18 protein-coding genes are annotated in these 24,794 nt (G+C 62.7%); 14 read left to right on the top strand and 4 right to left on the bottom strand.

The window, feature by feature from the left end; genetic code table 11:
- Nucleotides 1-125 precede the first annotated feature (125 nt).
- From ACB031_RS12400 to pdxY, 12 genes are all read left to right on the top strand, one after another.
- Nucleotides 126-638, top strand: coding sequence for an OmpH family outer membrane protein (locus tag ACB031_RS12400; RefSeq protein ID WP_017764121.1), 513 nt, complete (start codon nucleotides 126-128; stop codon nucleotides 636-638).
- Nucleotides 639-641: 3 nt separating this feature from the next.
- The gene (gene lpxD / locus ACB031_RS12395) at nucleotides 642-1,661 is read left to right on the top strand and encodes a UDP-3-O-(3-hydroxymyristoyl)glucosamine N-acyltransferase (RefSeq protein WP_005303442.1); all 1,020 of its coding nucleotides are present in this window, start codon (nucleotides 642-644) and stop codon (nucleotides 1,659-1,661) included.
- A gap of 24 nt (nucleotides 1,662-1,685) precedes the next feature.
- Complete coding sequence (gene fabZ / locus ACB031_RS12390) at nucleotides 1,686-2,147, top strand: 3-hydroxyacyl-ACP dehydratase FabZ (protein ID WP_010634777.1); 462 nt, start codon at nucleotides 1,686-1,688, stop codon at nucleotides 2,145-2,147.
- 5 nt (nucleotides 2,148-2,152) lie between these two features.
- A complete protein-coding gene (lpxA, locus tag ACB031_RS12385) occupies nucleotides 2,153-2,944 on the top strand; it encodes an acyl-ACP--UDP-N-acetylglucosamine O-acyltransferase (RefSeq protein WP_371139655.1) in 792 nt (263 codons plus the stop codon).
- On the top strand, nucleotides 2,937-4,076 hold the full coding sequence (gene lpxB, locus ACB031_RS12380; RefSeq protein ID WP_005303436.1) for a lipid-A-disaccharide synthase: 1,140 nt from the start codon (nucleotides 2,937-2,939) through the stop codon (nucleotides 4,074-4,076). Before lpxA ends, lpxB begins: the two co-directional genes overlap by 8 nt.
- A gap of 75 nt (nucleotides 4,077-4,151) precedes the next feature.
- On the top strand, nucleotides 4,152-4,742 hold the full coding sequence (gene rnhB, locus ACB031_RS12375; protein WP_019839053.1) for a ribonuclease HII: 591 nt from the start codon (nucleotides 4,152-4,154) through the stop codon (nucleotides 4,740-4,742).
- Nucleotides 4,743-4,795: 53 nt separating this feature from the next.
- On the top strand, nucleotides 4,796-8,275 hold the full coding sequence (gene dnaE, locus ACB031_RS12370; protein WP_005303432.1) for a DNA polymerase III subunit alpha: 3,480 nt from the start codon (nucleotides 4,796-4,798) through the stop codon (nucleotides 8,273-8,275).
- A gap of 16 nt (nucleotides 8,276-8,291) precedes the next feature.
- Nucleotides 8,292-9,242, top strand: a complete 951-nt coding sequence (gene accA, locus ACB031_RS12365) for an acetyl-CoA carboxylase carboxyl transferase subunit alpha (protein WP_005303428.1) — start codon at nucleotides 8,292-8,294, stop codon at nucleotides 9,240-9,242.
- Nucleotides 9,243-9,642: 400 nt separating this feature from the next.
- Complete coding sequence (gene cadC, locus ACB031_RS12360; protein ID WP_206219611.1) at nucleotides 9,643-11,169, top strand: lysine decarboxylation/transport transcriptional activator CadC; 1,527 nt, start codon at nucleotides 9,643-9,645, stop codon at nucleotides 11,167-11,169.
- Between the two features lie 729 nt (nucleotides 11,170-11,898).
- A complete protein-coding gene (cadB, locus tag ACB031_RS12355) occupies nucleotides 11,899-13,233 on the top strand; it encodes a cadaverine/lysine antiporter (RefSeq protein WP_005303424.1) in 1,335 nt (444 codons plus the stop codon).
- Nucleotides 13,234-13,310: 77 nt separating this feature from the next.
- On the top strand, nucleotides 13,311-15,443 hold the full coding sequence (locus tag ACB031_RS12350; RefSeq protein ID WP_017781887.1) for a lysine decarboxylase CadA: 2,133 nt from the start codon (nucleotides 13,311-13,313) through the stop codon (nucleotides 15,441-15,443).
- A 72-nt stretch (nucleotides 15,444-15,515) separates the two neighbouring features.
- Nucleotides 15,516-16,379, top strand: coding sequence for a pyridoxal kinase PdxY (pdxY, locus tag ACB031_RS12345; RefSeq protein ID WP_099359535.1), 864 nt, complete (start codon nucleotides 15,516-15,518; stop codon nucleotides 16,377-16,379).
- Between the two features lie 7 nt (nucleotides 16,380-16,386).
- Here the strand turns inward: pdxY and ACB031_RS12340 are convergent, their stop codons facing one another.
- The gene (locus ACB031_RS12340; protein WP_371139654.1) at nucleotides 16,387-17,805 is read right to left on the bottom strand and encodes an MATE family efflux transporter; all 1,419 of its coding nucleotides are present in this window, start codon (nucleotides 17,803-17,805) and stop codon (nucleotides 16,387-16,389) included.
- A gap of 99 nt (nucleotides 17,806-17,904) precedes the next feature.
- Nucleotides 17,905-18,819, bottom strand: a complete 915-nt coding sequence (locus ACB031_RS12335) for a LysR family transcriptional regulator (RefSeq protein WP_123245516.1) — start codon at nucleotides 18,817-18,819, stop codon at nucleotides 17,905-17,907.
- A gap of 507 nt (nucleotides 18,820-19,326) precedes the next feature.
- On the opposite strand from ACB031_RS12335, the gene ACB031_RS12330 reads away from it, so the two are divergent.
- On the top strand, nucleotides 19,327-20,622 hold the full coding sequence (locus tag ACB031_RS12330; protein ID WP_005303413.1) for an HAAAP family serine/threonine permease: 1,296 nt from the start codon (nucleotides 19,327-19,329) through the stop codon (nucleotides 20,620-20,622).
- A gap of 176 nt (nucleotides 20,623-20,798) precedes the next feature.
- Nucleotides 20,799-22,079 carry an L-methionine/branched-chain amino acid transporter gene (yjeH, locus tag ACB031_RS12325; RefSeq protein ID WP_041211297.1) on the top strand — a complete coding sequence of 427 codons (1,281 nt, stop codon included), beginning with the start codon at nucleotides 20,799-20,801 and terminating at the stop codon, nucleotides 22,077-22,079.
- A gap of 43 nt (nucleotides 22,080-22,122) precedes the next feature.
- On the opposite strand, the gene ACB031_RS12320 is transcribed toward yjeH, so the two are convergent.
- Both ACB031_RS12320 and ACB031_RS12315 read right to left on the bottom strand, forming a co-directional pair.
- On the bottom strand, nucleotides 22,123-22,659 hold the full coding sequence (locus ACB031_RS12320; protein ID WP_113069825.1) for a GNAT family N-acetyltransferase: 537 nt from the start codon (nucleotides 22,657-22,659) through the stop codon (nucleotides 22,123-22,125).
- A gap of 72 nt (nucleotides 22,660-22,731) precedes the next feature.
- Nucleotides 22,732-24,459 carry an ABC-F family ATP-binding cassette domain-containing protein gene (locus ACB031_RS12315; protein ID WP_113069826.1) on the bottom strand — a complete coding sequence of 576 codons (1,728 nt, stop codon included), beginning with the start codon at nucleotides 24,457-24,459 and terminating at the stop codon, nucleotides 22,732-22,734.
- Nucleotides 24,460-24,794 lie beyond the last annotated feature (335 nt).

The raw sequence follows: 24,794 nt of genomic DNA, 5'->3' as shown, positions 1-24,794 counted from the left end.
TGGTGGGGGTATTCAATGATGGGACGCGCAGCCTGCGTGCCTCACCAGGTAACAAGTCGGTCCGGGTACCACTTGCATAATCAGGTAAATCAGGTAGCCCTCACATGAGGGAACAAGGAGTAAGTGTGAATAAAGCGTTGAAAGTAGCTGGTTTGAGTTTTGCACTGATGGCTGCCGGCATGGGCTCCGCCTTGGCCGAGACCAAGATCGCCGTGGTCGACATGGGCGAAGTCTTCCAGAAGCTGCCCCAGCGTGAAGCCGTTTCCAAGAAGCTGAAAGGCGAATTCGAGCCGCGCATGCGCGAGCTGCAGAAGCTGGAAGCCGATGGTCAGAAACTGGTCGAGAAGTTCAAGAAGGACGAAGCCTTCATGAGCGCCGACCAGAAAAAGCAAAGCCAGGAGAAGCTGGCCAAGCTGCAGATGGAGTTCAACCAGAAGCGTCAGGCGTTTGAACAAGACAACGGTCGCCGTCAGTCCGAAGAGCGCAACAAGATCCTGACCAAGGTGCAGGCTGCCATCGACTCCATCGCCAAGAGCAATGGTTACGATCTGGTGCTGGAGCGCAATGCCGCCCCGTACGCCGCCAGCAAGCTGGACATCTCTGCCCAGGTTATTTCTCAGGTAAGCAAGAGCAACTAATTGATGGCATTCACTCTCGCACAGCTGGCCCAGCAACTGGGGGCCCAGGTCCATGGCGACGGAACCCTGGAAATCCGCAAGGTAGCGACACTGGAAAAGGCCGGGGAGGGGGACATCACCTTCCTGTCCAATAAAAAGTACCGGCATTATCTGGAGCAGAGCAAGGCGACCGCCGTGCTCATCACAGAAGCGGATCTGCCATTTTGTCCCACCAATGCCCTAGTGCTCAAAGACCCCTACGTGGGCTTTGCAAGGGTTGCCCAACTGCTGGACACCACGCCGCAACCGGCCACGGATATCCATCCGAGCGCGGTGATCGCGGCGGACGTGCAACTGGGCGAGAGAGTGGCCATCGGGGCCAATGCGGTGATCGAATCCGGCGTCGTGCTGGGGGATGATGTGCGCATCGGTCCGGGCTGTTTCGTTGGCAAGAATACCCGACTGGGAGCCCGCTCCCGGTTGTGGGCCAACGTCACCCTCTATCACGACGTCACCATGGGCACCGACTGTCTGGTTCAATCCGGCACAGTGATCGGCGCCGATGGTTTCGGTTATGCCAACGAGCGCGGCGAGTGGATCAAGATCCCCCAGCTCGGCGGCGTGACCATCGGCAACCGGGTCGAGATCGGTGCCTGCACCACCATCGACCGCGGCGCGCTGGAAGATACCCGCATCGCTGACAACGTCATCATCGACAACCAGTGCCAGATCGCCCACAACGTCGAGATCGGCTACGGCACCGCCGTGGCGGGCTCCACCGTGATGGCAGGTAGTCTCAAGGTCGGCAAATACTGTATCATTGGCGGCGCCTCCGTCTTTAACGGGCATATGGAGATCTGCGACCAGGCCACCGTTACCGGCATGGCCATGGTGATGCGACCCATTACCGAGCCCGGTGTCTACTCTTCCGGCATCCCCCTGCAAACCAATAAAGAGTGGCGCAAGACCGCCGCCCGGGTGATGCGTATCGAAGAGATGCACAAGCGGTTGAGCAAGCTTGAGAAGAAGCTGGACCAAGAATAATCACGATTGGTATAGGGTACTGTTTTGACTACTGAAAAGAAGAGCCTGGGTATCCAGGAAATAATGGATCTGCTGCCCCACCGTTATCCGTTTCTGATGGTGGACAAGGTGGAAAACTACGAGATCAGCGATGAGCGCAAGACCCTGCGCGCCATCAAGAACGTCTCCTTCAACGAGCCGATCTTCCAGGGGCACTTCCCGGCCAAGCCGGTGTTCCCCGGTGTGCTGATCCTGGAAGCCATGGCACAGGCCACCGGTATCCTGGCGTTTACCATGGTGGGCAAGCCGTCCCCCAACGAACTCTATTACTTTGCCTCAATCGACAACGCTCGTTTCAAGCGTCCGGTTGGCCCCGGCGATCAGCTGGTGCTCGACGTGGAGTTCCTGAAAGAGCGTCGCGGTATCGCCAAGTTCACCGGTGTGGCCACGGTCAACGGTGAAGTGGTCTGTACCGCCGAGCTGATGTGCGCCAAACGCGAGGTTTAACACACGTGATCGACCAGACTGCCATCATTCACGATACTGCCGTCGTCCATGAGTCTGCCGTCATCGGTAAAGGGGTTGAAATCGGCCCCTTTTCTGTCATCGGTGCCGAGGTGGAAATCGGCGACAACACCTGGGTCAGCTCCCATGTGGTGATCAAGGGCCCGACCAGAATTGGTCGTGGCAACAAGATCTTCCAGCACACCTCCATCGGTGAGGATTGCCAGGACAAGAAGTACGCCGGCGAGCGCACCTTCCTCGAGATCGGCGACAACAACGTCTTTCGCGAGAACTGCACCGTGCACCGCGGCACCATCCAGGATCAGTCCCTGACCCGGATCGGCAGCGGCAACCTGTTCATGGTCAACGTCCACGTTGCCCACGACTGCATCATCGGTGACAACTGCATCTTCGCCAACAACGCGACCCTGGCGGGCCACGTGGTGATCGGCGATTTCGTGATCTTCGGCGGTCTCTCCGCGATCCACCAGTTCGGCCGCGTCGGCTCCCACGCCTTCGTCGGTGGCTGCGCCGCCCTCAACAAGGACGTACCGCCCTACGTGATGGCCGCCGGCAACTATGCCAAACCGTTCGGGGTCAACTCCGAAGGGCTGCGTCGCCGCGGTTACACGCCTGAGGCCATCTCCGCCGTCAAGCGCGCCTACAAGGAGATCTTCCGCTCCGGCAAGACCGTCGAAGAGGTGCTGCCTGTGCTGATCGAGATGGCGCAAACCGAGCCGGCCGTCCAGCTCTATGTGGACTTCCTCAAAGACAACGAGCGCGGGATCATCCGTGCCTGATCCGGTTCGCATCGGTATCGTCGCCGGAGAGGTCTCCGGCGACATTCTGGCAGCCGGTCTGGTACGCGAGCTGCAGGCCCGCTACCCGGACGCCCAGTTCGAAGGGATCGCCGGGCCGCGCATGCAGGCCCTCGGCGTGAAGGCCCTGTTCGAGATGGAAGAGCTCTCCGTCATGGGGATCACCGAGGTGCTGGGCCGTCTGCCGCGCATCCTCAAGGTCCGCCGCGAACTGCTGCGCCACTTCATCGCCAATCCACCCGATATCTTCATCGGGGTGGATGCACCGGATTTCAATATCGGGGTGGAGTTGAAACTGCGCCGCGCCGGTATCAAGACGGTTCACTACGTCAGCCCCTCGGTGTGGGCCTGGCGCCAGAACCGCATTCACAAGATCAAGGCCGCCACCGACATGGTGCTCGCCTTCCTGCCGTTCGAGAAAGCCTTCTACGACCGCTTTGATGCCCCTTGCCGCTTCGTCGGTCACACCATGGCGGACGACATTCCGCTGGTGCCGGATCAGGCCGCGGTGCGCAGAACCCTCGGCATCGACGCCAATCGCCGCTGGCTGGCGGTGTTGCCGGGCAGTCGCACGGCGGAAGTGGGCTTCATGTCCCCCCTGTTTCTCGAGGCGTGCAAGCACCTGACGGTGCGCTACCCGGATCTCGGCTTCATCGTGCCGCTGGTCAACCAGAAGCGGCGCGAGCAGTTCATGGCCATCAAGGCCGACGTGGCGCCGGATCTCGACATGGTGCTGCTGGAAGGGCAGGGCCGCGAGGCGATGATCGCCGCCGACGTGGTGATGCTGGCCTCCGGCACCGCGGCGCTTGAAGCCATGCTGGTGAAAAAACCCATGGTGGTGGGCTACAAGCTCAAGCCCTTCAGCTACTGGCTGGCCCAGCGGCTGGTGAAGACCGAGTTCGTCTCCCTGCCCAACCTGTTGGCCGGCCGCATGCTGGTGCCCGAACTCATCCAGCACGAGTGCACCCCGGAGAACCTGGTGGTCGAGGTGAGCAAGTATTTCGAGCACGACAACAGCGCGCTGGTAAACACCTTCACCGAGCTCCATCAGCTCATTCGCTGCAATGCCGACCACCAGGCCGCCGAGGCGGTGGCCGAGCTGCTGGGCCGGTAGAGAGCGGGCGGCCAGCGCGGCTGCGCCAACGCGACGCCAGGCCCTGCGGGGCCTGTTTTGATTCAAGGCTACAAGATGATGATCGATATTCCTGACGACAAGCTGGTTGCCGGTGTGGACGAAGTGGGGCGTGGCCCCCTGGTGGGAGACGTGGTGACCGCCGCCGTCATCCTCGACCCGGCCAACCCGATCGAGGGGCTCAACGACTCCAAGAAGCTCTCCGAGAAGAAGCGGCTCGCCCTGTTTGACGAGATCAAAGAGAAGGCGCTGGCCTTCGCCATCGGTCGCGCCAGCCCGGCGGAGATCGACGAGCTCAACATCCTGCACGCCACCATGCTGGCGATGCAGCGCGCCGTGGCGGGGCTCAAGGTCACGCCCGAGCTGGTCTTCATCGATGGCAACCGCTGCCCGGCTCTGCCGATGGAAGCCCGCGCCGTGGTCAAGGGCGACAGCCTGGTGGCCGCCATCAGTGCCGCCTCCATCCTCGCCAAGGTGACCCGGGATGCGGAGATGACCGAGCTGGACAGCCGCCATCCCGAATACGGCTTTGCCCGCCACAAGGGCTATCCGACCGCGGAGCACCTCGCCATCCTGGCCGAGCGCGGCCCGTTGCCGGAATATCGTCAAAGTTTCAAACCGGTGCGCCGCGCACTGGGAGTGGAATAACCCATGCTGATTTGTCTAAGCGATGGCTGCTTGCGTAATGAGAGGGCATGACGATGGCTGACCCCCGTTTCATTCACCTGCGGGTGCATACCGACTTCTCCATGGTGGATGGTCTGCAGAAGATCAACCCCATCGTCGGCGCCGCGGCGGCCGACAACATGCCGGCGCTGGCCCTGACCGACCAGATGAACATGTGCGGCCTGGTGCGCTTCTATGGCGCCGCCCACGGCAAGGGGATCAAACCCCTGGTCGGTGCAGACTTCTGGGTGCAGAGCAGTGAACTCGGCGACGAGCAGTTTCGTCTCACCCTGCTCGCCATGGACAACGACGGCTACCAGAACATCACCCTGCTCATCTCCCGTGGCTATCAGCGCGGTCATGTGCAGGGACGGCCGGTCATCGACAAGGAGTGGCTGGTCGAGCACGCCAAGGGAGTGATCGTGCTCTCCGGCGGTCGTGAGGGGGACGTGGGCAAGTTCCTGCTCAAGGGCAACCGCCAGATGACCGAGCAGTGCGTCGCCTTCTACCAGACCCACTTCCCTGACGCCTACTACCTGGAGCTGCTGCGCACTGGTCGCCCCGACGAGGAGGTCTACCTCCACATGGCGGTGAACCTCGCGAGCGAGTTCGCGCTGCCGGTGGTGGCCACCAACGAGGTGGTGTTCCTCACCGCCGATGACTTCGACGCCCACGAGATCCGGGTCGCCATCCACGACGGCTACACCCTGATGGACAAGCGTCGCCCGCGCCGCTACAGCCCGCAGCAGTACCTGCGCAGCCAGGACGAGATGTGCGAGCTGTTCGCCGACATCCCGGAGGCGCTGGAGAACACGGTGGAGATCGCCAAGCGCTGCAACGTGACGGTGCGTCTGGGTGAATACTTCCTGCCCAACTTCCCCACCGGCGACATGACCACCGAAGACTTCCTGGTGGCCAAGTCGAAAGAGGGGCTGGAGGAGCGACTCGAGTTCCTGTTCCCGGATCCGGCTGTGCGGGCCGAGCGTCGTCCCGAGTACGACGAGCGCCTCGACATCGAGCTGAAAGTGATCAACCAGATGGGCTTTCCGGGTTACTTCCTCATCGTGATGGAGTTTATCCAGTGGTCCAAGGACAACGGCATCCCGGTCGGTCCGGGCCGGGGGTCGGGTGCGGGGTCGCTGGTGGCCTACGCCCTCAAGATCACCGACCTGGATCCACTCGAATTTGACCTGCTGTTCGAACGTTTCCTGAACCCCGAGCGGGTCTCCATGCCCGACTTCGACGTCGACTTCTGCATGGACCGACGGGATGAGGTGATCGAGCACGTCTCCGAGATGTACGGCCGGGATGCGGTGTCCCAGATCATCACCTTCGGCAGCATGGCGGCCAAGGCGGTGGTACGGGACGTAGGAAGGGTGTTGGGCCACGCCTACGGTTTCGTCGATCGCATCTCGAAACTCATTCCGCCGGATCCCGGCATGACCCTGGCCAAGGCGTTCGAGGCCGAGCCCAAGTTGCCCGAGCTCTACGAGCAGGACGAGGAGGTCAAGGATCTCATCGACATGGCGCGCCGGCTGGAAGGGGTGGTGCGCAACGCCGGCAAACACGCTGGTGGCGTGGTGATCGCGCCCACCAAGATCACCGACTTTGCGCCGCTCTACTGCGATGACGAGGGCCATCACCCGGTCACCCAGTTCGACAAGAACGACGTGGAGTACGCCGGCCTGGTGAAGTTCGACTTCCTGGGTCTGCGCACGCTCACCATCATCGACTGGGCCCTTGGCATGATCAACCCGCGCCTTGCCAAAGAGGGCAAGCCGCCGGTCGACATCGCCGCCATCCCCATCGACGACAAGCGCTCGTTCGACCTGCTGCAGCGCTACGAAACCACCGCGGTATTCCAGCTCGAATCCCGCGGCATGAAGGATCTCATCAAGCGGCTGCAGCCGGACTGCTTCGAAGACATGATCGCGCTGGTGGCCCTGTTCCGGCCGGGCCCGCTCCAGTCAGGCATGGTGGACAACTTCATCGACCGCAAACACGGCAATGAAGCCATCTCCTATCCGGACGAGAAGTGGCAGCACGAGAGTCTGCAACCCATCCTGGAGCCCACCTACGGCATCATCCTCTACCAGGAGCAGGTGATGCAGATCGCCCAGACCCTGGCCGGGTACACCCTGGGGGGCGCGGATATGCTGCGCCGGGCCATGGGCAAGAAAAAGCCCGAGGAGATGGCCAAGCAGCGGGCCGGTTTTGAAGAGGGAGCCATCAAGAACGGCGTCGACGGCGAGCTGGCGATGAAGATCTTCGACCTGGTGGAGAAGTTCGCGGGCTACGGCTTCAACAAATCGCACTCCGCCGCCTATGCCCTGGTCTCCTACCAGACCCTCTGGCTCAAGACCCACTTCCCGGCCGAGTTCATGGCGGCGGTCATGACCGCCGACATGGACAACACCGACAAGATAGTGACCCTGGTGGACGAGTGTCAGCGGATGGGGCTGACGGTGATCCCGCCGGACGTCAACACCGGTCGCTACCGCTTCAGCGTCAACGAGGACGGTCATATCGTCTACGGCATAGGCGCGGTGAAGGGGGTGGGGGAAGGTCCCATCGATGCGATCCTGGAAGCACGGGATCGGGATGGCCCGTTCCGCGACCTGTTCGACTTCTGCAACCGGGTCGACATCAAGAAGCTCAACAAGCGGGTGATGGAGAAGCTTATCCTCTCCGGCGCCATGGACCGGCTCGGCCCTCACCGCGCCGCCCTGATGGCGACCCTGGAGGAGGCGATGCGCGCCGCCGAGCAGCACGCCAAGGCCCAGGCGGTGGGGCAGGTCGACATGTTCGGCGTGCTCACCGAGGAGATAGACGACGTCAAGAAGGCGTTCGCCAACGTGCCGCACTGGCCCGACAAGGTGTGGCTGGAAGGGGAGCGCGAAACCCTCGGGCTCTACCTGACCGGTCACCCCATCAACCAGTACAGCGGCGAATTACGTCGTTACACCTCGGGTCGCCTGTGCGATCTGCATCCCACCTCCCGCGATACCGTGACCACGGCAGCGGGGCTGGTGATCGCGGCGCGCAGCATGGTGACCAAGCGCGGCAACAAGATGGGGATCTTCACCCTGGACGACCGTTCCGGTCGCCTCGATGTGACCCTGTTCAGTGAAGCGCTGGAAAAATATGAAGAGTTGATGCAAAAAGACCGTATTTTGGTGGTTTCTGGACAGGTCAGCTTTGATGACTTCTCCGGTGGCCTTAAAATGTCGGCCCGTGAATTACTGGATATCAACGATGCGAGAGAGCGTTTTGCCAGGGCAATCCGCATCTCTCTCGATGAACAGCGAATCGATGATCGCTTTTTCCCGCGTTTGTGCGAGATTTTGGAGCCCGCCCGTGCCGGAGTCTGTCCGGTTCAGGTAAACTATCGTCGCCCCGGCTCCCGGGTGCGATTGACGCTCGGCACCGAGTGGCGGGTGACGCCCACCGATCAACTGATAGATGACTTGCGCGTCCTGCTGGGACGAGAGCGGGTTGAATTGGTTTTTGATTAGAGGATCTATAGTCCCTATGAGTCTTTTTCTGGATTTTGAACAGCCGATCGCCGAGTTGCAGGCACAGATCGATGAACTGCGCCATGTGAGCGAGCACAACAGTGCCGTGGATCTGAGCGAAGATATTCGTCGGCTGGAGAAGAAAAACGAAGAGCTGACCAAGAAGATCTTCGGCGATCTGGGCGCCTGGCAGGTGTCACAGATGGCGCGTCATCCACAGCGCCCCTATACCCTCGACTACATCGAGCACATCTTCACCGATTTCGACGAGCTGGCCGGCGATCGCGCCTATGCCGATGACAAGGCCATCGTCGGTGGCATCGCCCGTCTGGACGGCGAGCCTGTGATGGTCATCGGCCACCAGAAGGGGCGCGAGACCAAGGAGAAGATCAAGCGCAACTTCGGCATGCCGCGCCCGGAAGGGTACCGCAAGGCCCTGCGCCTGATGGAGATGGCCGAGCGCTTCAAGATGCCGATCATCACCTTCATCGACACCCCGGGCGCCTACCCGGGCGTCGGTGCCGAGGAGCGTGGCCAGTCCGAAGCGATTGCCCGCAACCTGAAAGTGATGGCCGGTCTGACCGTGCCGGTGGTCTGCACCGTGATCGGTGAAGGCGGCTCCGGCGGCGCCCTGGCCATCGGTGTCGGCGATCGCGTCAACATGCTGCAGTACTCCACCTACTCCGTCATCTCGCCGGAAGGGTGCGCCTCCATCCTGTGGAAGAGCGCCGACAAGGCGCCGGTGGCTGCCGATGCCATGGGCATCACGGCCCAGCGTCTGAAAGAGCTGAAGCTCATCGACAACATCGTCGAGGAGCCGCTCGGCGGCGCCCACCGCAATGTGGAGAAGATGGCCAAGCACCTGAAAGACCGCATCCAGCAGGATCTCAACGCCCTGCGTCCCCTCGACAACGAGCAGCTGCTGGAGCAGCGCTACCAGCGTCTGCTGGGCTACGGCTACTGCTGAGCCCGGTCGGGAACAAATGGATGATGAAAGGCCCTCGCACTGCGGGGGCCTTCTTTTTTATGGCGGCAGACGCCCTGTCGGCAGGGAAAGATCCTGTCCATATGGATACCTGTTGGCACGATGTTTGCCAAAACCCCCATGTTGGATCAATTCAGCGGCGATTTGTGGCCAAAAAAAGTGGGATCCCACTCCCGTTTTGCTTAAAGTGACCCTTTCCGATCGACCCGATCGGCATGCCCGCAAGGACGCTCTGCGGACGTAAACAGGCCAGCCCGGCCTGACTCACAGGAATGTTCACCCTGCCGGCGGCACTGCCTTTTGCAGCGCCCTGCTGCCCGTTCAGCCGCCCGGTGTTACGTCACTCTCATCTTGCATCGTCTCCATCTGCAGCGAGTGAATCATGAGCGAATCGGTTTTTGAGATCCACGACTGGACCCTGAGCGTCGACGACAATATGCTCTGTCGCCCCGACCGCGAGGTCTACCTCGAGCCCCGGCTGGTCAATCTGTTGCGTTTCCTGGCGAGCAACGCCGGCACAGTGTTCGGGCGCGACTGCCTGATCAACGAGGTGTGGGACGGCGCCGAGGTGACCGATCAGGTGGTCACCCAATCCATTTTCGAGCTGCGCAAGATCCTCAAGGATGGCCGCAACGACGCCGCCGACTACATAGTCACGGTGCCCAAGCGCGGCTACAAGCTGGTGGCGCCGGTGCGACCGCAGCAGGTGGTCTCGGTGGTGATGGCAGGCGAGCAGGAGAGCGTGAGTGCCCCCCGGCCGCCGCTCGCGATGCCAGACCTCGATGAAGAGGAGGAGCAGGCCAACGTCACCCCCTTCCCGGCCGGCCCGTTGACCCGCGCCGTCACCACCCATGCCAGGGAGGGGGGCAGTCGCTGGAAGCTGGTGGGGTTCGATATCTTCGTGGTGGCGATCCTGGTCGCCCTAGTCAGCCTGCTCAGCTATCAGCACACCAGTCCCCAGGTGCACTCCATGCTGGATCCCGAGCTGCTGGTGTTTCGCTTTCACTCCGGCATGGATGGTAGCAACGAGAACGTGCGCCTCGCCGACGGCATCACCCGCGCCCTGATGGGGGAGGTGGCCGCCGCCACGCCGCTGCGGGTGCAGTACGGTGCCAACACCCTGATGGGGGGCATCCTGCCCGGCAAGGAGCTGAGCGTGCGGGTCTCCCGCCAGCCGGGGGGCACCTATCTCGATCTGGAGTACCGCAACATCAACACCAACCGGGTGCTGTTCAGCCACCAGTACCAGCTCAGCCGCCACAACGTGCACGGGGTCTTGCAGGCGAGCAGCCGGGATCTGCTGAGCGCCCTCAATCAGCCCGACGCGCAGCCTGGCATGGGCTGGCCCACCGATGACGGCGCCTTGATGGCCATGATGGAGGCGCACTACTACATCAACAGCCAGGATCCGGTGGCCCTCAAGCGTGGCGTCGAGCTGCTCGACAAGTCGCTGACCAGCCAGCCGGATCAGCCGCTGCTGCTGGCGGAGCGCTATCTGGCCGGGGAGGCGCTGGCAACTCTGACGGGCACCCCCCAGAGCGACCGGTTGCAGCAGATAGGTGCTCACCTGGCCCGGGTGGTTCAGAGCCAGCCTGTGCAGCCGGCCCGGGTGTGGGAGGCGCTGACCCTGCAGGCCATTCTGGGCGGCCAGCAGCAGGAGGCCAACCGTCTGCTGGGCGAGGCCGGCAGCCGGGGCCGCTCTGTGCTCTATCACATATTGCGCGGCAAGCTGGCGGAGCTGGATGGCCACCCGGAAGCGGCGGGGGATGCCTACAGCCAAGCCTTTCTGATGGAGGCGACCGAGCAGACCTACCTGCTCTGCCAGCAGCTCGGCTTCTACAGCAACATGGAAACCCTCACCCCGGCGCTGTTCAACGCCCTGGGCCAGAGCAAGGTCAAGCTGTTCTGAGCGGCGCCGGCCGCGCGCCGCCCCGCTGTTCGCAGGCCGCCCACGGGCGGCCTGCGTGTTTCTTGCCCTCCCATGGGCACTCGGGCTTGCTCTTCTATCCCTATCCCTATCCCTATCCCTGACTCGCAACAACGACTGGCCATGGCAGGCCTGTGGCTGCGCCATCCCTCTGCTGATCAAGCCCCGACCGCCATTTGCAGCTGCAGCCTGTCGATGCCGACAGCCGTGACCGTCGCCCCGGCGACCTGGCCGCCTTAGTCGATATCGCACCGGGTCATCACTTCGTCCGTTTGGTGTGTGAGGGGGCGTTATGCCGGCCTGGGTGATCTCGGGTCGTGCAAAGCGAGCGGTGCAATGAAGGGCGGTGAGGGGAAAAGGGGGTCGCTTTGGCATATGCAGTTCGGGGGAGAGGGGGTTGTTGGCCCAGCTGTACCGCAGCGGGTCATCAGAAAAATATCAAGGTGGTTCGGGTGGCACCGGGTGGTCTCATCAAGGGGGGCGACGGATATCAAGATTTTATCAAGATGCTTGCGGCACCTTCAGTCAACATGCTGTTTTAACTCTGTTTTTATCGGCTTTGACGGGCGGGCTGAAAAAGTTTGCTCATGTTTTTATCCCTTAGCGGGACTTTATGTTTTCCGGGGCGCAGAGGCCTAGTCTGTGGCCATTGATTGGCGGAAGGCTCCGCCAAGCGTGTGTTTGATGCCTTAATATCGACCCGGAGATTTTATGTCCCTAGATACGAGCAAGAAGATCGGCCTTGTCGCCTGTACAGGTGTGGTGGCCGGCAACATGATGGGGAGCGGTATCGCGCTGCTGCCCTCGGCCCTGGCCACCATAGGTTCCATCTCTGTGTTCAGCTGGGCAATCTGCCTGGTCGGCGCCATGGGGCTGGCCTTCGTGTTCGCCCGCCTCGCCACCAAGAACCCGCAGGAGGGCGGCCCCATCGCCTACGCCGGCGAGATCTCCCCGGTGTTCGGCTTCCAGACCGGTGTGCTCTACTACCACGCCAACTGGATCGGCAACCTGGCCATCGCCATCACCGGCGTCTCCTACCTCTCCGTCTTCTTCCCGATCCTCAACAGCCCGATCCCGGCCGCCGCGGCCACCATCGCCGCCGTCTGGATCTTCACCCTGGTCAACCTGCTGGGCGGCAGCTGGGTGAGCCGGCTCTGTACCCTGGGTCTGGTGCTGATCCTGCTGCCGGTGGTGGGCACCGCCCTGGTGGGTTGGGGCCATTTTGATGCCGCCGTCTACAGCCAGAACTGGAACACCACCAGCGGCAGCGACCTGCATGCGGTCATCAGCGCCGTGCTCATCTGCCTCTGGTCCTTCGTGGGGGTGGAGTCTGCTGCCGTCTCCTCCGGCATGGTGAAGAATCCCAAGCGCACCGTACCGCTCGCTACCATGCTGGGCACCGGTATCGCGGGGGTCATCTACATCCTCTCCACCCAGGTGATCAGCGGCATGTTCCCGGCCGGTGAAGTGGCGGCCTCCGGCGCCCCGTTTGCCATGGCTTCCTCCGTCATCTTCGGCAACTGGTCCGCGCCGTTCGTCTCCGCCTTCACCGCCTTGGCCTGCTTCACCTCGCTGGGCTCCTGGATGATGCTGGTGGGCGAGGCGGGCAAGCGCGCCGCCCACGACGGCAACTTCCCGAAAATCTACGGCGAAGTGGACAAGAACGGCGTGGCCAAGAAGGGTCTGATCCTGGGCTCCCTCAAGATGACTGCGCTGATGATCGGCCTGACCGCCTTCACCTCCCAGTCCGCCCACGCGGCCGACCTCTTCAACGTGCTGACCACAGATGCGGTGCTGCTGACCATGCTGCCCTACTTCTACTCCAGCATTAACCTTATCCGTTTCGAGGGCATGACCTCCCGCAGCATCGGCGCCATGATCTTCTCCGGTGTGGCCTGCGTCTTCTGCCTGATTGCCCTGATGGGCGCCAAGGGTTCCAACCTCACAGCAACCTTCGTGGTGTCGCTCATCATCCTGATGTTCTACGCCAAAAAACTGGGCCTGCGTCAGCACGATGCCCTGCTGAGCGAACAGCCCAGCAACTGATTTCCCCTTTTATCTTCCGAGCGCTCTTCACTCACCATCCCTGATGGAGAGCGCCCTCTTACGTGTGGAGCATCAAGATGAACATCATTGCCATCCTCAACCACCTCGGCGTTTTCTTTAAAGAAGAACCCATTCGCCAGCTGCAAGCCTCCCTCGAGCGCAAGGGTTTCGAGGTCGTCTATCCGGTCGATGTGGCCGACTTGCTGAAACTCATCGAGAAGAACCCCCGCGTTTGCGGCGCCATCTTCGACTGGGACAAATACTCCCTGGGTCTGTGCAAGGAGATCCACGATCGCAACGAGAAGCTGCCGATCTTCGCCTTCGCCAACGACCAGTCCACCCTGGACATTCACCTGACCGACCTGCGCCTGAACGTGCACTTCTTCGAGTACCGTCTCGGCATGGCTGACGACATCGCCCTCAAGATGGGTCAGGCCACCCAGGAGTACCAAGATGCCATCCTGCCGCCCTTCACCAAGGCGCTGTTCAAGTACGTGGAAGAGGGCAAGTACACCTTCTGTACCCCGGGTCACATGGGCGGTACCGCCTTCCAGATGAGCCCGGCCGGCAGCATCTTCTATGACTTCTACGGCCCGAACGCGTTCAAGGCGGACGTCTCCATCTCCATGCCGGAGCTGGGCTCCCTGCTGGATCACTCCGGTCCGCACAAGGAAGCCGAGGAGTACATCGCCCGTACCTTCAACGCCGATCGCTCCTACATCGTCACCAACGGCACCTCCACCGCCAACAAGATTGTCGGCATGTACTCGGCGCCGGCCGGCAGTACCGTGCTGGTGGATCGCAACTGCCACAAGTCGCTCACTCACCTGATGATGATGAACGACGTGACCCCGATCTACTTCCGTCCGACCCGCAACGCCTACGGTATTCTGGGTGGCATCCCGCAGAGCGAATTCAGCCGCGATACCATCGCTGCCAAGGTGGCCGCCACTCCGGGTGCCCAGGCGCCGCGCTACGCCGTGATCACCAACTCCACCTATGACGGCCTGCTCTACAACACCGGCTTCATCAAGGAGGCGCTGGACACCCCCTACATCCACTTCGACAGTGCCTGGGTGCCCTACACCAACTTCAGCCCGATCTACGAAGGCAAGTGCGGCATGAGCGGCGAAGCCATGCCGGGCAAGGTGTTCTACGAAACCCAGTCCACCCACAAGCTGCTGGCGGCCTTCTCCCAGGCGTCGATGATCCACATCAAGGGTGACGTGGAGGAAGAGACCTTCAACGAAGCCTTCATGATGCACACCTCCACCTCGCCGCAGTACGGCATTGTGGCATCGACCGAGATCTCCGCAGCTATGATGCGGGGCAACACCGGCAAGCGGCTGATCAAGGACTCCATCGATCGCGCCATCTCTTTCCGCAAAGAGATCAAGCGCCTGCGTGAGCAGAGCGAAGGCTGGTTCTTCGACGTATGGCAGCCGGACGACATCGACACCGTCGAGTGCTGGAAGCTGGATCCGAAGGATGACTGGCACGGCTTCAAGGACATCGATGACAACCACATGTACCTGGATCCCATCAAGGTGACCCTGCTGACCCCGGGCATGGGTCGTGATGGCCAGCTGCTGGAGCGCGGTCTCCCGGCGTCCCTGGTCTCCAAGTTCCTGGACGAGCGCGGCATCGTGGTGGAGAAGACCGGCCCCTACAACCTGCTGTTCCTCTTCTCCATCGGTATCGATCAGTCCAAGGCGATGCAGCTGCTGCGTGCCCTGACCGAGTTCAAGCGTGGCTACGACCTGAACCTGACCATCAAGAGCATACTGCCGAGCCTCTATCGTGAAGACCCGAGCTTCTACGAAGGGATGCGCATCCAGGAGCTGGCCCAGCGCATTCACGAGCTGACCAGCAAGTACCGTCTGCCGGAGCTGATGTTCAAGGCGTTCGACGTGCTGCCGGAAATGAAGATGACCCCGCATGCCGCCTGGCAGCAGGAGCTGGCCGGCAACGTGGTGGAAGTGCCGCTGCGCGACATGGTGGACCGCATCAGCGCCAACATGATCCTGCCCTACCCGCCGGGAGTACCGCTGGTACTGCCGGGCGAGATGGTGACCCAGGATTCCCTGCCGGTGCTCGAGTTCCTCGAGATGCTGTGCGAGATCGGTGCCCACTACCCGGGCTTCGAGACCGACATCCACGGCCTCTATCGTCAGGCCGACGGCAGCTACACCGTCAAGGTGCTGCGTTAAGCGAGAGTGACAACAACGGGCCGCAAGGCCCGTTTTTCCCATTTTGGTTCATCCATTTTTTTGCGAGTCAGCATGAAGCGAGTTCTCTCCATCCAGTCCCACGTGGTGTTCGGCTGCGCCGGCAACAGCGCCGCCGTGTTTCCCATGCGCCGCATGGGGCTGGAGGTGTGGCCCGTCAACACGGTGCAATTTTCCAACCATACCCAGTACAGCGCAGGCTGGCAGGGGATGGTGATGCCAAACGGCCATATCCGCCAGCTGATGGCGGGGCTGGCCGACATCGGTGTGCTGGGGCAGTGCGATGCGATCCTGAGCGGTTATCTCGGCTCGGCCGAGCAGGGGGAGGAGATCCTGGCGGCGGTGGCCCACCTCAAGGCGCTCAATCCGCATGCCCGCTATTTTTGCGACCCCGTGATGGGGCATCCCGACAAGGGGTGTATCGTCGCGCCCGGCGTCGCCGATTTTCTGAAAAACCGCGCGCTGGCCTGCGCCGACCTGCTGGCCCCCAATCTGCTGGAGCTGGAGCAGCTCACCGGCCGTGAGATCTGCAACCTGAGCGAGGCGCTGGCCGCCTGCCAGCAACTGCGTGAGGGGGGCGTCGAGCTGGTTATGGTCAAGCATCTGGGCCGCGCCGGCTTGAGCCTGGATCGGTTCGAGATGTTGCTGGTGTGCGAAGAGGGGGCGTTTCATATCTCGCGCCCCCTCTATGAGTTTCAGCGTCAGCCCATCGGGGTGGGGGATCTGCTGAGTGCGACCATGCTGGCCAACCTGCTGGCTGGCTTCACGCCGGTGGCGGCGTTCGAGCGCACCAATGCCAGCGTAGACATGGTGCTGGCCCAGACCTGGCTGGCGGGCGCCTACGAGCTGCAGCTGGTGGCCGCCCAGCAGGCGCTGGTCGAGCCCGAGATCCGCACCTGCGCCAGCCGGCTGGGTTAGCCGCGCATCAGCCTGCGCGCCGTGCCAGCGTGACCTGCTGACGGGCAAGCGCCTTGGGCGAGCACCTGGTGTGCGGGGCGCAGGCCAGCTTGAGCTGGTGCCACTCGCACCACAGCAACCAGCACAGCGGCAGGGTCAGCAGCAGCACAGTGGTGGGCTGGGCCAACAGCACGCCGTCGCGGCCCCACCAGAGCGGCAGCATGAAGATGAGCGGCAGCAGCAGCAGGGTCTTGGCGATGGAGATGAACAGCGCCTGACGGGTGCGCGCCATGGATTGCAGCAGCACGATGCCGAACATGATGATCCCCTCCAGTGGAATGGCGCCGAGATTGAGGGTCAGGCTGCTGATGGCGGCCGCGAGCAGCTCGCCATCCTGATCGCCGGTGTAGAGCATGGCCACCTGGCGCGGCAGCAGCTGGATCAGCAGCCAGACCGCCAGACCGTAGACGAGCGTGATCTTGAGCCCCATCTCCATCAGGAACTTCAGATCGCGATGGCGCTTGGCGCCGGCCGCCAGACTGACCAGCGGCTGGATGCCAAAGGCCAGCCCCTGCAAGATGACGATGAACACCGCCTCTGTGTAGCCGGCCACGGTGAAGCCTGCCAGATCCTTGACCGAGCCGTGCACCATCAGCTGGCTGTTGTGCAGCATCAGCAGCAGGCCAAGGTTGAACTGGGCGATGAGGCTCGGCAGACCGGTGAACAGCAGGTTGGGCATGGCCGGCAAGCTGGGCAGCAGCTGGCGCCATTCCAGTCGCAATCTGGCGTGACGGGTAAAGAAGTAACCCAGGCCCAGCAGGCTGACCACCCCTTCCGAGATGAGGGTGGCCTGAGCCGTACCGATGAGTCCCAGCCCCAGCCGGCCCACCATGATGTAGTTGAGGATGATGTTGAGGATGGCGCCGCCGCTGACCAGCAGCATGGCGAGCCGCGGCCGGCCATCGTTGCGTAGCAGATAGGGCACAGCCAGGTTGCAGGCCAGCAGCAGGGTACCGCCGCCGATCCAGTAGAGGTAGTCGCTGGCCTGTTGCCAGGTGTCGGTGCCCTGCTCGATGCCCAGTGCCAGCAGGATGTCGATGTGCCAGTAGTGCAGCAGCAGCGGCGCCACGGTGCCCAGCCCCGCCAGCAGCCAGAGTGCATTGACCAGCGCCTGGCGGGCCAGCCCGGTGTTCCTGGCGCCCTGCTGGAAGGAGATGGCGGTGGCCGCCCCCATGCTGATCATGGCGGCAAGGCCGATCAGCACCATGATGACCGGGTAGACCAGGTTGATACCGGCGAGGCCGGCGGCCCCCACGTAGTGGCCGACGAAGATGCCATCGACCAGGTAGTAGGCGCCGGATACCAGCATGGCCATGACGGAAGGGAGGGCATAGCCCCAGAAACGGCGGGTCATCGCCCGCTGGCGCAGAGTGAAATAGGCAGACATATCTGTTCTCTTGGGGAGTTCGATTATCGAGCAGACAGTCTAGATTAATATTGTTTTTGCGATAATCCTGGTTCTATTTGAAGGATTGATGAGCAAAATTCAGTAATTGGTCGGCTGATAGTGGGCTTTCAGCATGTCGATGAGAGCCCGCAAGCTGCTGCCCAGCTGATGCCGGCTGGGATAGAAGAGATAAAAACCGGCAAAGGTGGGGCACCAGGGCTCCAGCACGGTGAGCAGTTTCCCCTGGGCCACTTTTTGGCTCACTTCCTCTTCCAGACAGTAGGCCAGCCCCAGCCCCGCCTCGGCCGCCCCCAGATAGAGGGCCGGCGTGCTGGTGGTGAGCGGGCCCGTCACCTCTATCTCCAGCAGGGATCCCTCCTCCCCGGCGAAGGCCCAGCGGTAGTGATGGGAGGGGGTGAGCCGGTAGCCGATGCAGGCGTGGCGTGACAGCTCGCGAGGGTGTTGCGGGGTGCCGTGTTCGGCCAGATAGGCGGGGGAGGCCACCACCAGATAGCGCTGGGGCGGCCCGAGCGGTACTCCGATCATCTCCTTGGGCAGCAGATCGCCGTAGAAGATAGCGGCGTCATAGCCATCCTCGATGAGGCGCGGCATCAGCTCCTGTTCCACCACTTCCACCTGCATGCGCGGGTAGCGCACCAGGTAATCGATCAACACCGGGGCCAGCAGGTCGTCGATGGCCCCGCGCGGTGCGCAGATCTTCAGCCGTCCCACCGGCTCGTCGCTGTGACGGGTCAACTCGCCCAGTGCGCTCTCCAGATGGTTCAGGGTTGGCAGCAGCTGGGTCAGCAACCGCTGGCCCGCCTCGGTGGGCACCACGGCGCGGGTGCTGCGGTTGAGCAGCCGCACCCCCAGCCGGGTCTCCAGCCCTTTCAGGCTGTGGCTCAGGGCAGATGCCGAGACCCCGAGTTCGAGGGCGGCCTTGCTGAAGCTCTGGTGACGGGCGACGGCGGCAAACACCGCCAGTTCGGCGAGGTCGGTACGGGTGATGGCCATATTAATTCAGCGGAAAAATGTTGAACAACAGGGTACGCCAGGGCGGGGCAAGGCACAACGTGGCCAACAAACAGACACATGTAGCGAAATTGTTGTACCCATAAGGATATAGATACGGGTGAAACTACCGCTATTTGTTAACGGCTGTTCACAAAATTGGGCTCGAAACGTGATCTCTGACGCCAGAAAGGCGATTCCAATCAAACTTTGGTTGATTAATTCAAAAAAACACTGTGATCGCTAAGGGGATTTAATTAGAGTCAGCTCATCGAAACAAAGGCGTGTTAGTGAGTTGTAAAAACTGACGCGTTTGCGGCCCTCGGGCCCACTCCCCACCGGTCTGTTTGTTGCAATTTGGTTGTTACATGGAGTGATGACCAGTTTGCCGGAGCGATGGGAATGAGAATAAAACAGGGATGGACTGCAAGCGTTCCAGGGAAATGGGACAGGGCATTGCGCCCGGTTGACTAGATATTTTCTATTTTCCTTGATGACAGGAACACCCCTATGTCTGACATGAACATTGCAGTAGAAGGCAACTTAGCCAGTAATGCATCTTCCCGTGGCATCAACAAGGCCGATGTGGTCTGGATGCTGGGTCTGTACGGTACCGCCATCGGTGCCGGTGTGCTCTTCCTGCCGATCAACGCCGGTGTAGGTGGCCTGTGGCCGCTGGTTGCCATGCTGATCCTGGCCCTGCCGCTGACCTTCTTCGCCCACCGTGGCCTGACCCGCTTCGTGCTGTCCGGCTCCACCCGTGACGGCGACATCACCGAAGTGGTGGAAGAGCACTTCGGCAAGACCGCAGGCAAGTTCATCACCCTGCTCTACTTCTTTGCCATCTACCCGATCGTGCTGATGTACTCGGTCGCCATCACCAACACAGTCGAGAGCCTGATTGTTCACCAGCTGGGCATGACTGCACCTCCCCGTGCCGTGCTGTCACTGGCGCTGATCCTGGGTCTGATGGCGGTTGTTCGTCTGGGCGGCCAGGTCATCGTCAAAGCGATGAGCGTGCTGGTATTCCCGTTCGTGATCACCCTGATGGGCCTGGCGCTCTACCTGATCCCGCACTGGAACGGTGCCATCATCACCGAAGCCCCGGCGCTGGGTGATGCCTTCAACGGCGATTTCATCAAGACCCTGTGGCTGGCCATTCCGGTCATGGTGTTCTCCTTCAACCACTCCCCGATCATCTCCTCCTTCGCGGTGGACAACAAGGGTCGTTACGGTGAAGGGGCCGAGAAGAAGTGCAGCAACATCCTGCTGGGCGCCCACGTCATGATGGTGATGACCGTTATGTTCTTCGTATTCAGCTGCGTACTGAGCCTCTCTCCGGCTGACCTGGCTGCTGCCAAGGAACAGAACATCTCCATCCTGTCCTACCTGGCCAACCACTTCGACAACCCGGTTATCGCCACCGTGGCTCCGCTGATCGCCATGGTTGCCATCAGCAAATCCTTCCTGGGTCACTACCTGGGTGCGCAAGAGGGCATGAACGGCCTGATGGCCAAGGCGCTGCGCGAGAAGGGCAAGAACGTTGACACCAAGCAACTGAACAAAGTGACTGCCGTGTTCATGATCCTGACCACCTGGGCCATCGCCACCATCAACCCGAGCATCCTCGGCATGATTGAAGACCTGGGCGGCCCCATCATCGCCATGCTGCTGTTCCTGATGCCGATGTACGCCATCACCAAGGTGCCGGCCATGCGCAAATACGCTGGCAACATCAGCAACGGCTTCGTGACCATCATCGGCCTGATCGCCATGTCCGGTATCATCTACAAGCTGATTGCCTGATAACTCCGGTTACCCGCTTGAATGAAGAAGCCGCCTCGCAAGAGGCGGCTTTCTTATGGCTGCTGTCCAGGGCTACGGCCTTGCATAAAACCGGGCATATTCTCGCCGTCGCCCTTAACAAAGGGGCGGGGCAGGCCTAACATGGCGGGATGTTTTTCTAGACAGGACAAAAGGATATGTCTGGGTTGAAAAAGGATCTCGGGCTCTGGCAGGGGATGGGACTGCTCGCCACCTCGCTGCTGGGCACCGGGATCTTCGTGGTGCCGGCGACGGCCGCCTCGCTGGCGGGAGGGGCTTCGCTGTGGGCCTGGTTGCTGCTGATTGCGCTGGTACTGCCCATCGCCTTTACCTTTGCCCGCCTCGGCCGCCGCTATCCCCATGCCGGCGGGGCACCACACCTTATCGGCCTCGCCTTTGGCAACGGCGCCGAGCGCTTCTCCGCTTTCCTGTTTCTGGCGGTGCTGCCGGTGGGCCTGCCTGCCGCCCTCACCATCGCCGCCGGTTTCTGGCACGCCCTGTTCGACATGGGGGAGTGGACCCTCTGGGGCATCCAGCTGCTCACCCTGCTCGGGGTCTTTCTGCTGGGGCTGCGGGGAGCGCGCTCCTCCGGCAACCTGCAACTGCTGATCGCCCTGGCCATTCTGGGGCTCACCCTGCTTATCTGGGTCAAGGGGGATCTCAGCTGGCGCGATGCCGCCCAGCCTCTGCCAACGGCGAGCGAATGGCCCGCCATGGGCTCGGCGCTGGCGGTGATGTTCTGGTGTTTCGTGGGGCTCGAGGCCTTCGCCCACATGGGGGAGGAGTTCAAGCGGCCAGAGCGGGACTACCCCCTTGCCCTGCTGGGGGGCGTGCTGCTGGCGGGGCTCATCTACTGGGTGCACTCGCTGGTGGTGCTCAAATATGACCTCTACGGGGACGAGGCGACCAATGCCACCGCCATTCCGGCCCTGCTCTCCCTGTTGTTCGGCCCCACCGCCAAGTGGCTGGTGGCGGTGCTGGGCTATCTCTCCTGCTTCGCCAGCATCAACATCTACCTGCAAGGTTTTGCGCGCCTTATCTGGAGCATGGCGCGGGAGGGCAAACTGCCGGTCTCCCTCTCTCGCCTCTCGGCCCGGGGCGCTCCCCTGCATGCCCTTGCCTGGGTGCTCGCCATCTGTTTCGTCTCCATCACCCTGATCCTCTGGCTGCGTCTGCCCCTCGATGCGCTGATCCGCTACGCCAACGGCAACTTCGTGCTGGTCTATCTGCTCTGCATGGCGGCCGGCTGGCGCTTGTTGTCGGGGACCGGCAAGGGGCTGGCGGGCCTCAGCGTGCTGCTCTGCACCCTGGTGCTGCTGGCCCTCGCTACCCAGGTGCTCTATGCCGTCGTGCTGAGCTTGGGGTATGGCGGCTTCTCCCTGTGGCGGCGCAGACGCCGCCGCTCGGCGTCCGATGAGGGTGTCTGCGCCATCAAGTAACTCCCGAAAAAAAGCCCCGCAGTGCGGGGCTTGTTGTTGCGGGTCACAGGCTGGCGGGCAGGTCGCTGCGCAAGATGGCGTAGTGGCGCAGGGAGATGAAGCCATCCCCCTTGCGCTCGCACTCCCGCGCCGTGCCCTCGTAGTGAAAACCGGCCCGCTCCAGCAGGCGGGCGGAGGGGAGGTTGGGCTCCTCCACCACCGCCAGCAGCCGGTGCAGGTCGGTGGTGCGGTAAGTGAGCGGGAGCCAGAGTTGCAGCGCCGCGCTCATCACCCCCTTGCCCCAGTGTTCGGGATAGAGCCAGTAGCCCAGCTCGGCACACCGGTGAGTCGGGTCGGCATCGTTGTAGCCGATGGCCCCCAGCGGCTCGCCCGTGTGCCGGTCGCGAATGAGGTGCCAGGCGCCACGGCCGGTACGGGTCAGCTCGGCATACCAATCCATCTGTGCCCGGCATGCCGCCAGGCTGTCGTAGCTGACGCCGTAGTAGGCGACGACCCGGGGATCGGAGAGGCCGCGATAGATGTGAGGCAGGTCGGTGTCGGTGACGGGATCCAGCCTGATGTGGGGTGGTGCTGATGTCATGATGACTCCTTGCGGCCAGCCGTGGCTGGCCGCGTGTGTTGCGTCATAAGAGATGGATGAGCCGGGCTGGCGTCAGGCAAACCCGAGCCGCTCGGCAAGGCGCGCCAGCTCGTCACGCCACTGCTGCTGCAGGCGCGGGGTCTGGTGCCTGGGCTTGCGGGCCAGATCGGCGGCGAGCAGGGCATCGAGCTCATACCAGCGCGCCAGCAGCGCCTCTTCGTCATCCCCCGTGGCGGCCGCGGTCTGCGGGTCACCTGATCGAGCCGGGCTGCCCGCCTGCGGCAAGGGGGCATCGCCCAGCAGCTCGGCATAGGCCCGCTCGGCACTGTGGGCCTCCTGGATGCGCCCGTCCTGTATCAGCCAGAAGCGGTTGCAGCTGCGCTCGATCAGCTCCCGGTCGTGGGAGACCAGCAGCACGCCCCCGGGGAAGGCCGCAATGGCGTCGGCCAGCTCCTCCTTGCCCGCCAGATCCAGGTGATTGGTGGGTTCGTCGAGCCAGAGCATGTGGTGGCTGCCGAGGGACAGGGCGAGGAACAGCAACCGTGCCCGCTCGCCCCCGCTCAGGGTGTGCACCTGCTGGCCGTGGCGGGCATAGGGGAAGCCCGCCCGGATCAGCGCCTGTCGCCGCGTCACCTCAGGCAGAGGGGCCAGGGGGTACAGCGCGTCGCTCAGGGTGGCGTCGTCAGCCAGCTGCTGCAGGGACTGATCGTAATAGGCGATGCTGGCGCCGGGGTGGCAGTACCAGCCCGCCTGCGGACTCTGCATGGTCAGTTCGCGCCAGCACTGGCGCAGCAGGGAGGACTTGCCGGTGCCGTTGGCACCGAGCAGGGCAACCCTGTCCCCTGCTCGCAGCCAGAGCCCCTCGGCACGCAGCAGCGGCGGCAGTGCCGGTGCCGGCGATACGTCGAGGGCCTCCAGTCGCAGCAGGGTGTCGGCAGGCAGGCTCACTCCGCGCAGCTCGAGCCGCCAGGGGGCCAGCGCCGCCACCTGGCTCTGCTCCTCCTGCAGGCGGGCGATGCGCTTTTCCATGGACTTGGCCTGGCGCACCAGCTTCTCGTTGTCATGCTCCCGCCCCCAGATGGCGAGGCGCTTGCTGCTGGCGCTCAGGCGGTCGATCTCCTTTTGCTCATCCGCCCGGCGCAGGCGGGCCTGCTCATCCTCGGCAGCCAGCGCCGCCCTGGCCTGGCTGCAGGGCAGGGCGAAGCGGTGCAACTGGCCGTCTCGCAGGATCAGGGTCTGATCCGTAACGCGGTCCAGCAGGCGAGCGTCGTGGGAGACCAGCACGAAGGCGCCGCGCCAGCCCAGCAGAAACTGCTCGAGCCAGAGCAGGGCGGGCAAGTCCAGGTGGTTGCTGGGCTCATCGAGCAGCAGCAGGTTGGGTTGGCGCAGCAGGGCGCGGCCTATCTGCAGCCGGCTGTGCTGGCCACCGCTCAGCGCACTGACCGGCAACGTGGCCTGAGCCTCCAGCTGCAGATAGGCCAGCAACTTGTCCACCTGCCATTCGGCGGCGGGGTCGTTGCCGAGCGCATCCAGCAGCACGGCGCGGGTGCTGAGGGTGGAAAGCCCGGCGGGCAGTTGCTGGGCCACGAACTCGCAGCGGCAGGCGGCGGCCTGCACGACCCGGCCGGCCTGGGGCGTGCGCTCGCCCGCCAGCAGCGCGAGCAATGTGCTCTTGCCGCAGCCGTTGGCGCCAATCAGGCCGAGCCGGTCGCCTGCGCGAATGCCGAGTTCGAGATGGTCAAATAAGGGAAGGTGCCCCGCACTCATCTGCAGGGAATGGGTACTCATCAGGGTTGTCATGCTCTTGCTCTCTTAAATCGCGGGATGGGAAATCCCTGTCATCAGGAGCGCTGGCGACAACGGCAGAGTCGAGAAAGGTCTCGGTATGGAAGGGAGTCGGCTTTGCTCGAACCCGCTATCGCAGCGCGATGGTATGCAGGCAAGAGCACTTGAATGTGCCGAACAGGCGAGCCGAGAACATCGGACACGCTTGGATAACCATTTTTTACCTCCTTGTGTTTCGTTATGGCAGGGTGCGGCGATTATAGGCACAGAAAAAAACAGTCGTCCATCCGCCCTGTGGGGGGCCGTGGGCACCGCATCGGGAGGCGCGGGGTAAAAAAACGCCCCGTGAT

The sequence above is a fragment of the Aeromonas sp. S8(2024) genome, from assembly GCF_041403085.1.
Taxonomy (GTDB): Bacteria; Pseudomonadota; Gammaproteobacteria; order Enterobacterales; family Aeromonadaceae; genus Aeromonas; species Aeromonas dhakensis.
The sequence above is the reverse complement of the archived record's forward strand: the minus strand, read 5'-3'. Positions and strand labels throughout refer to the sequence as shown.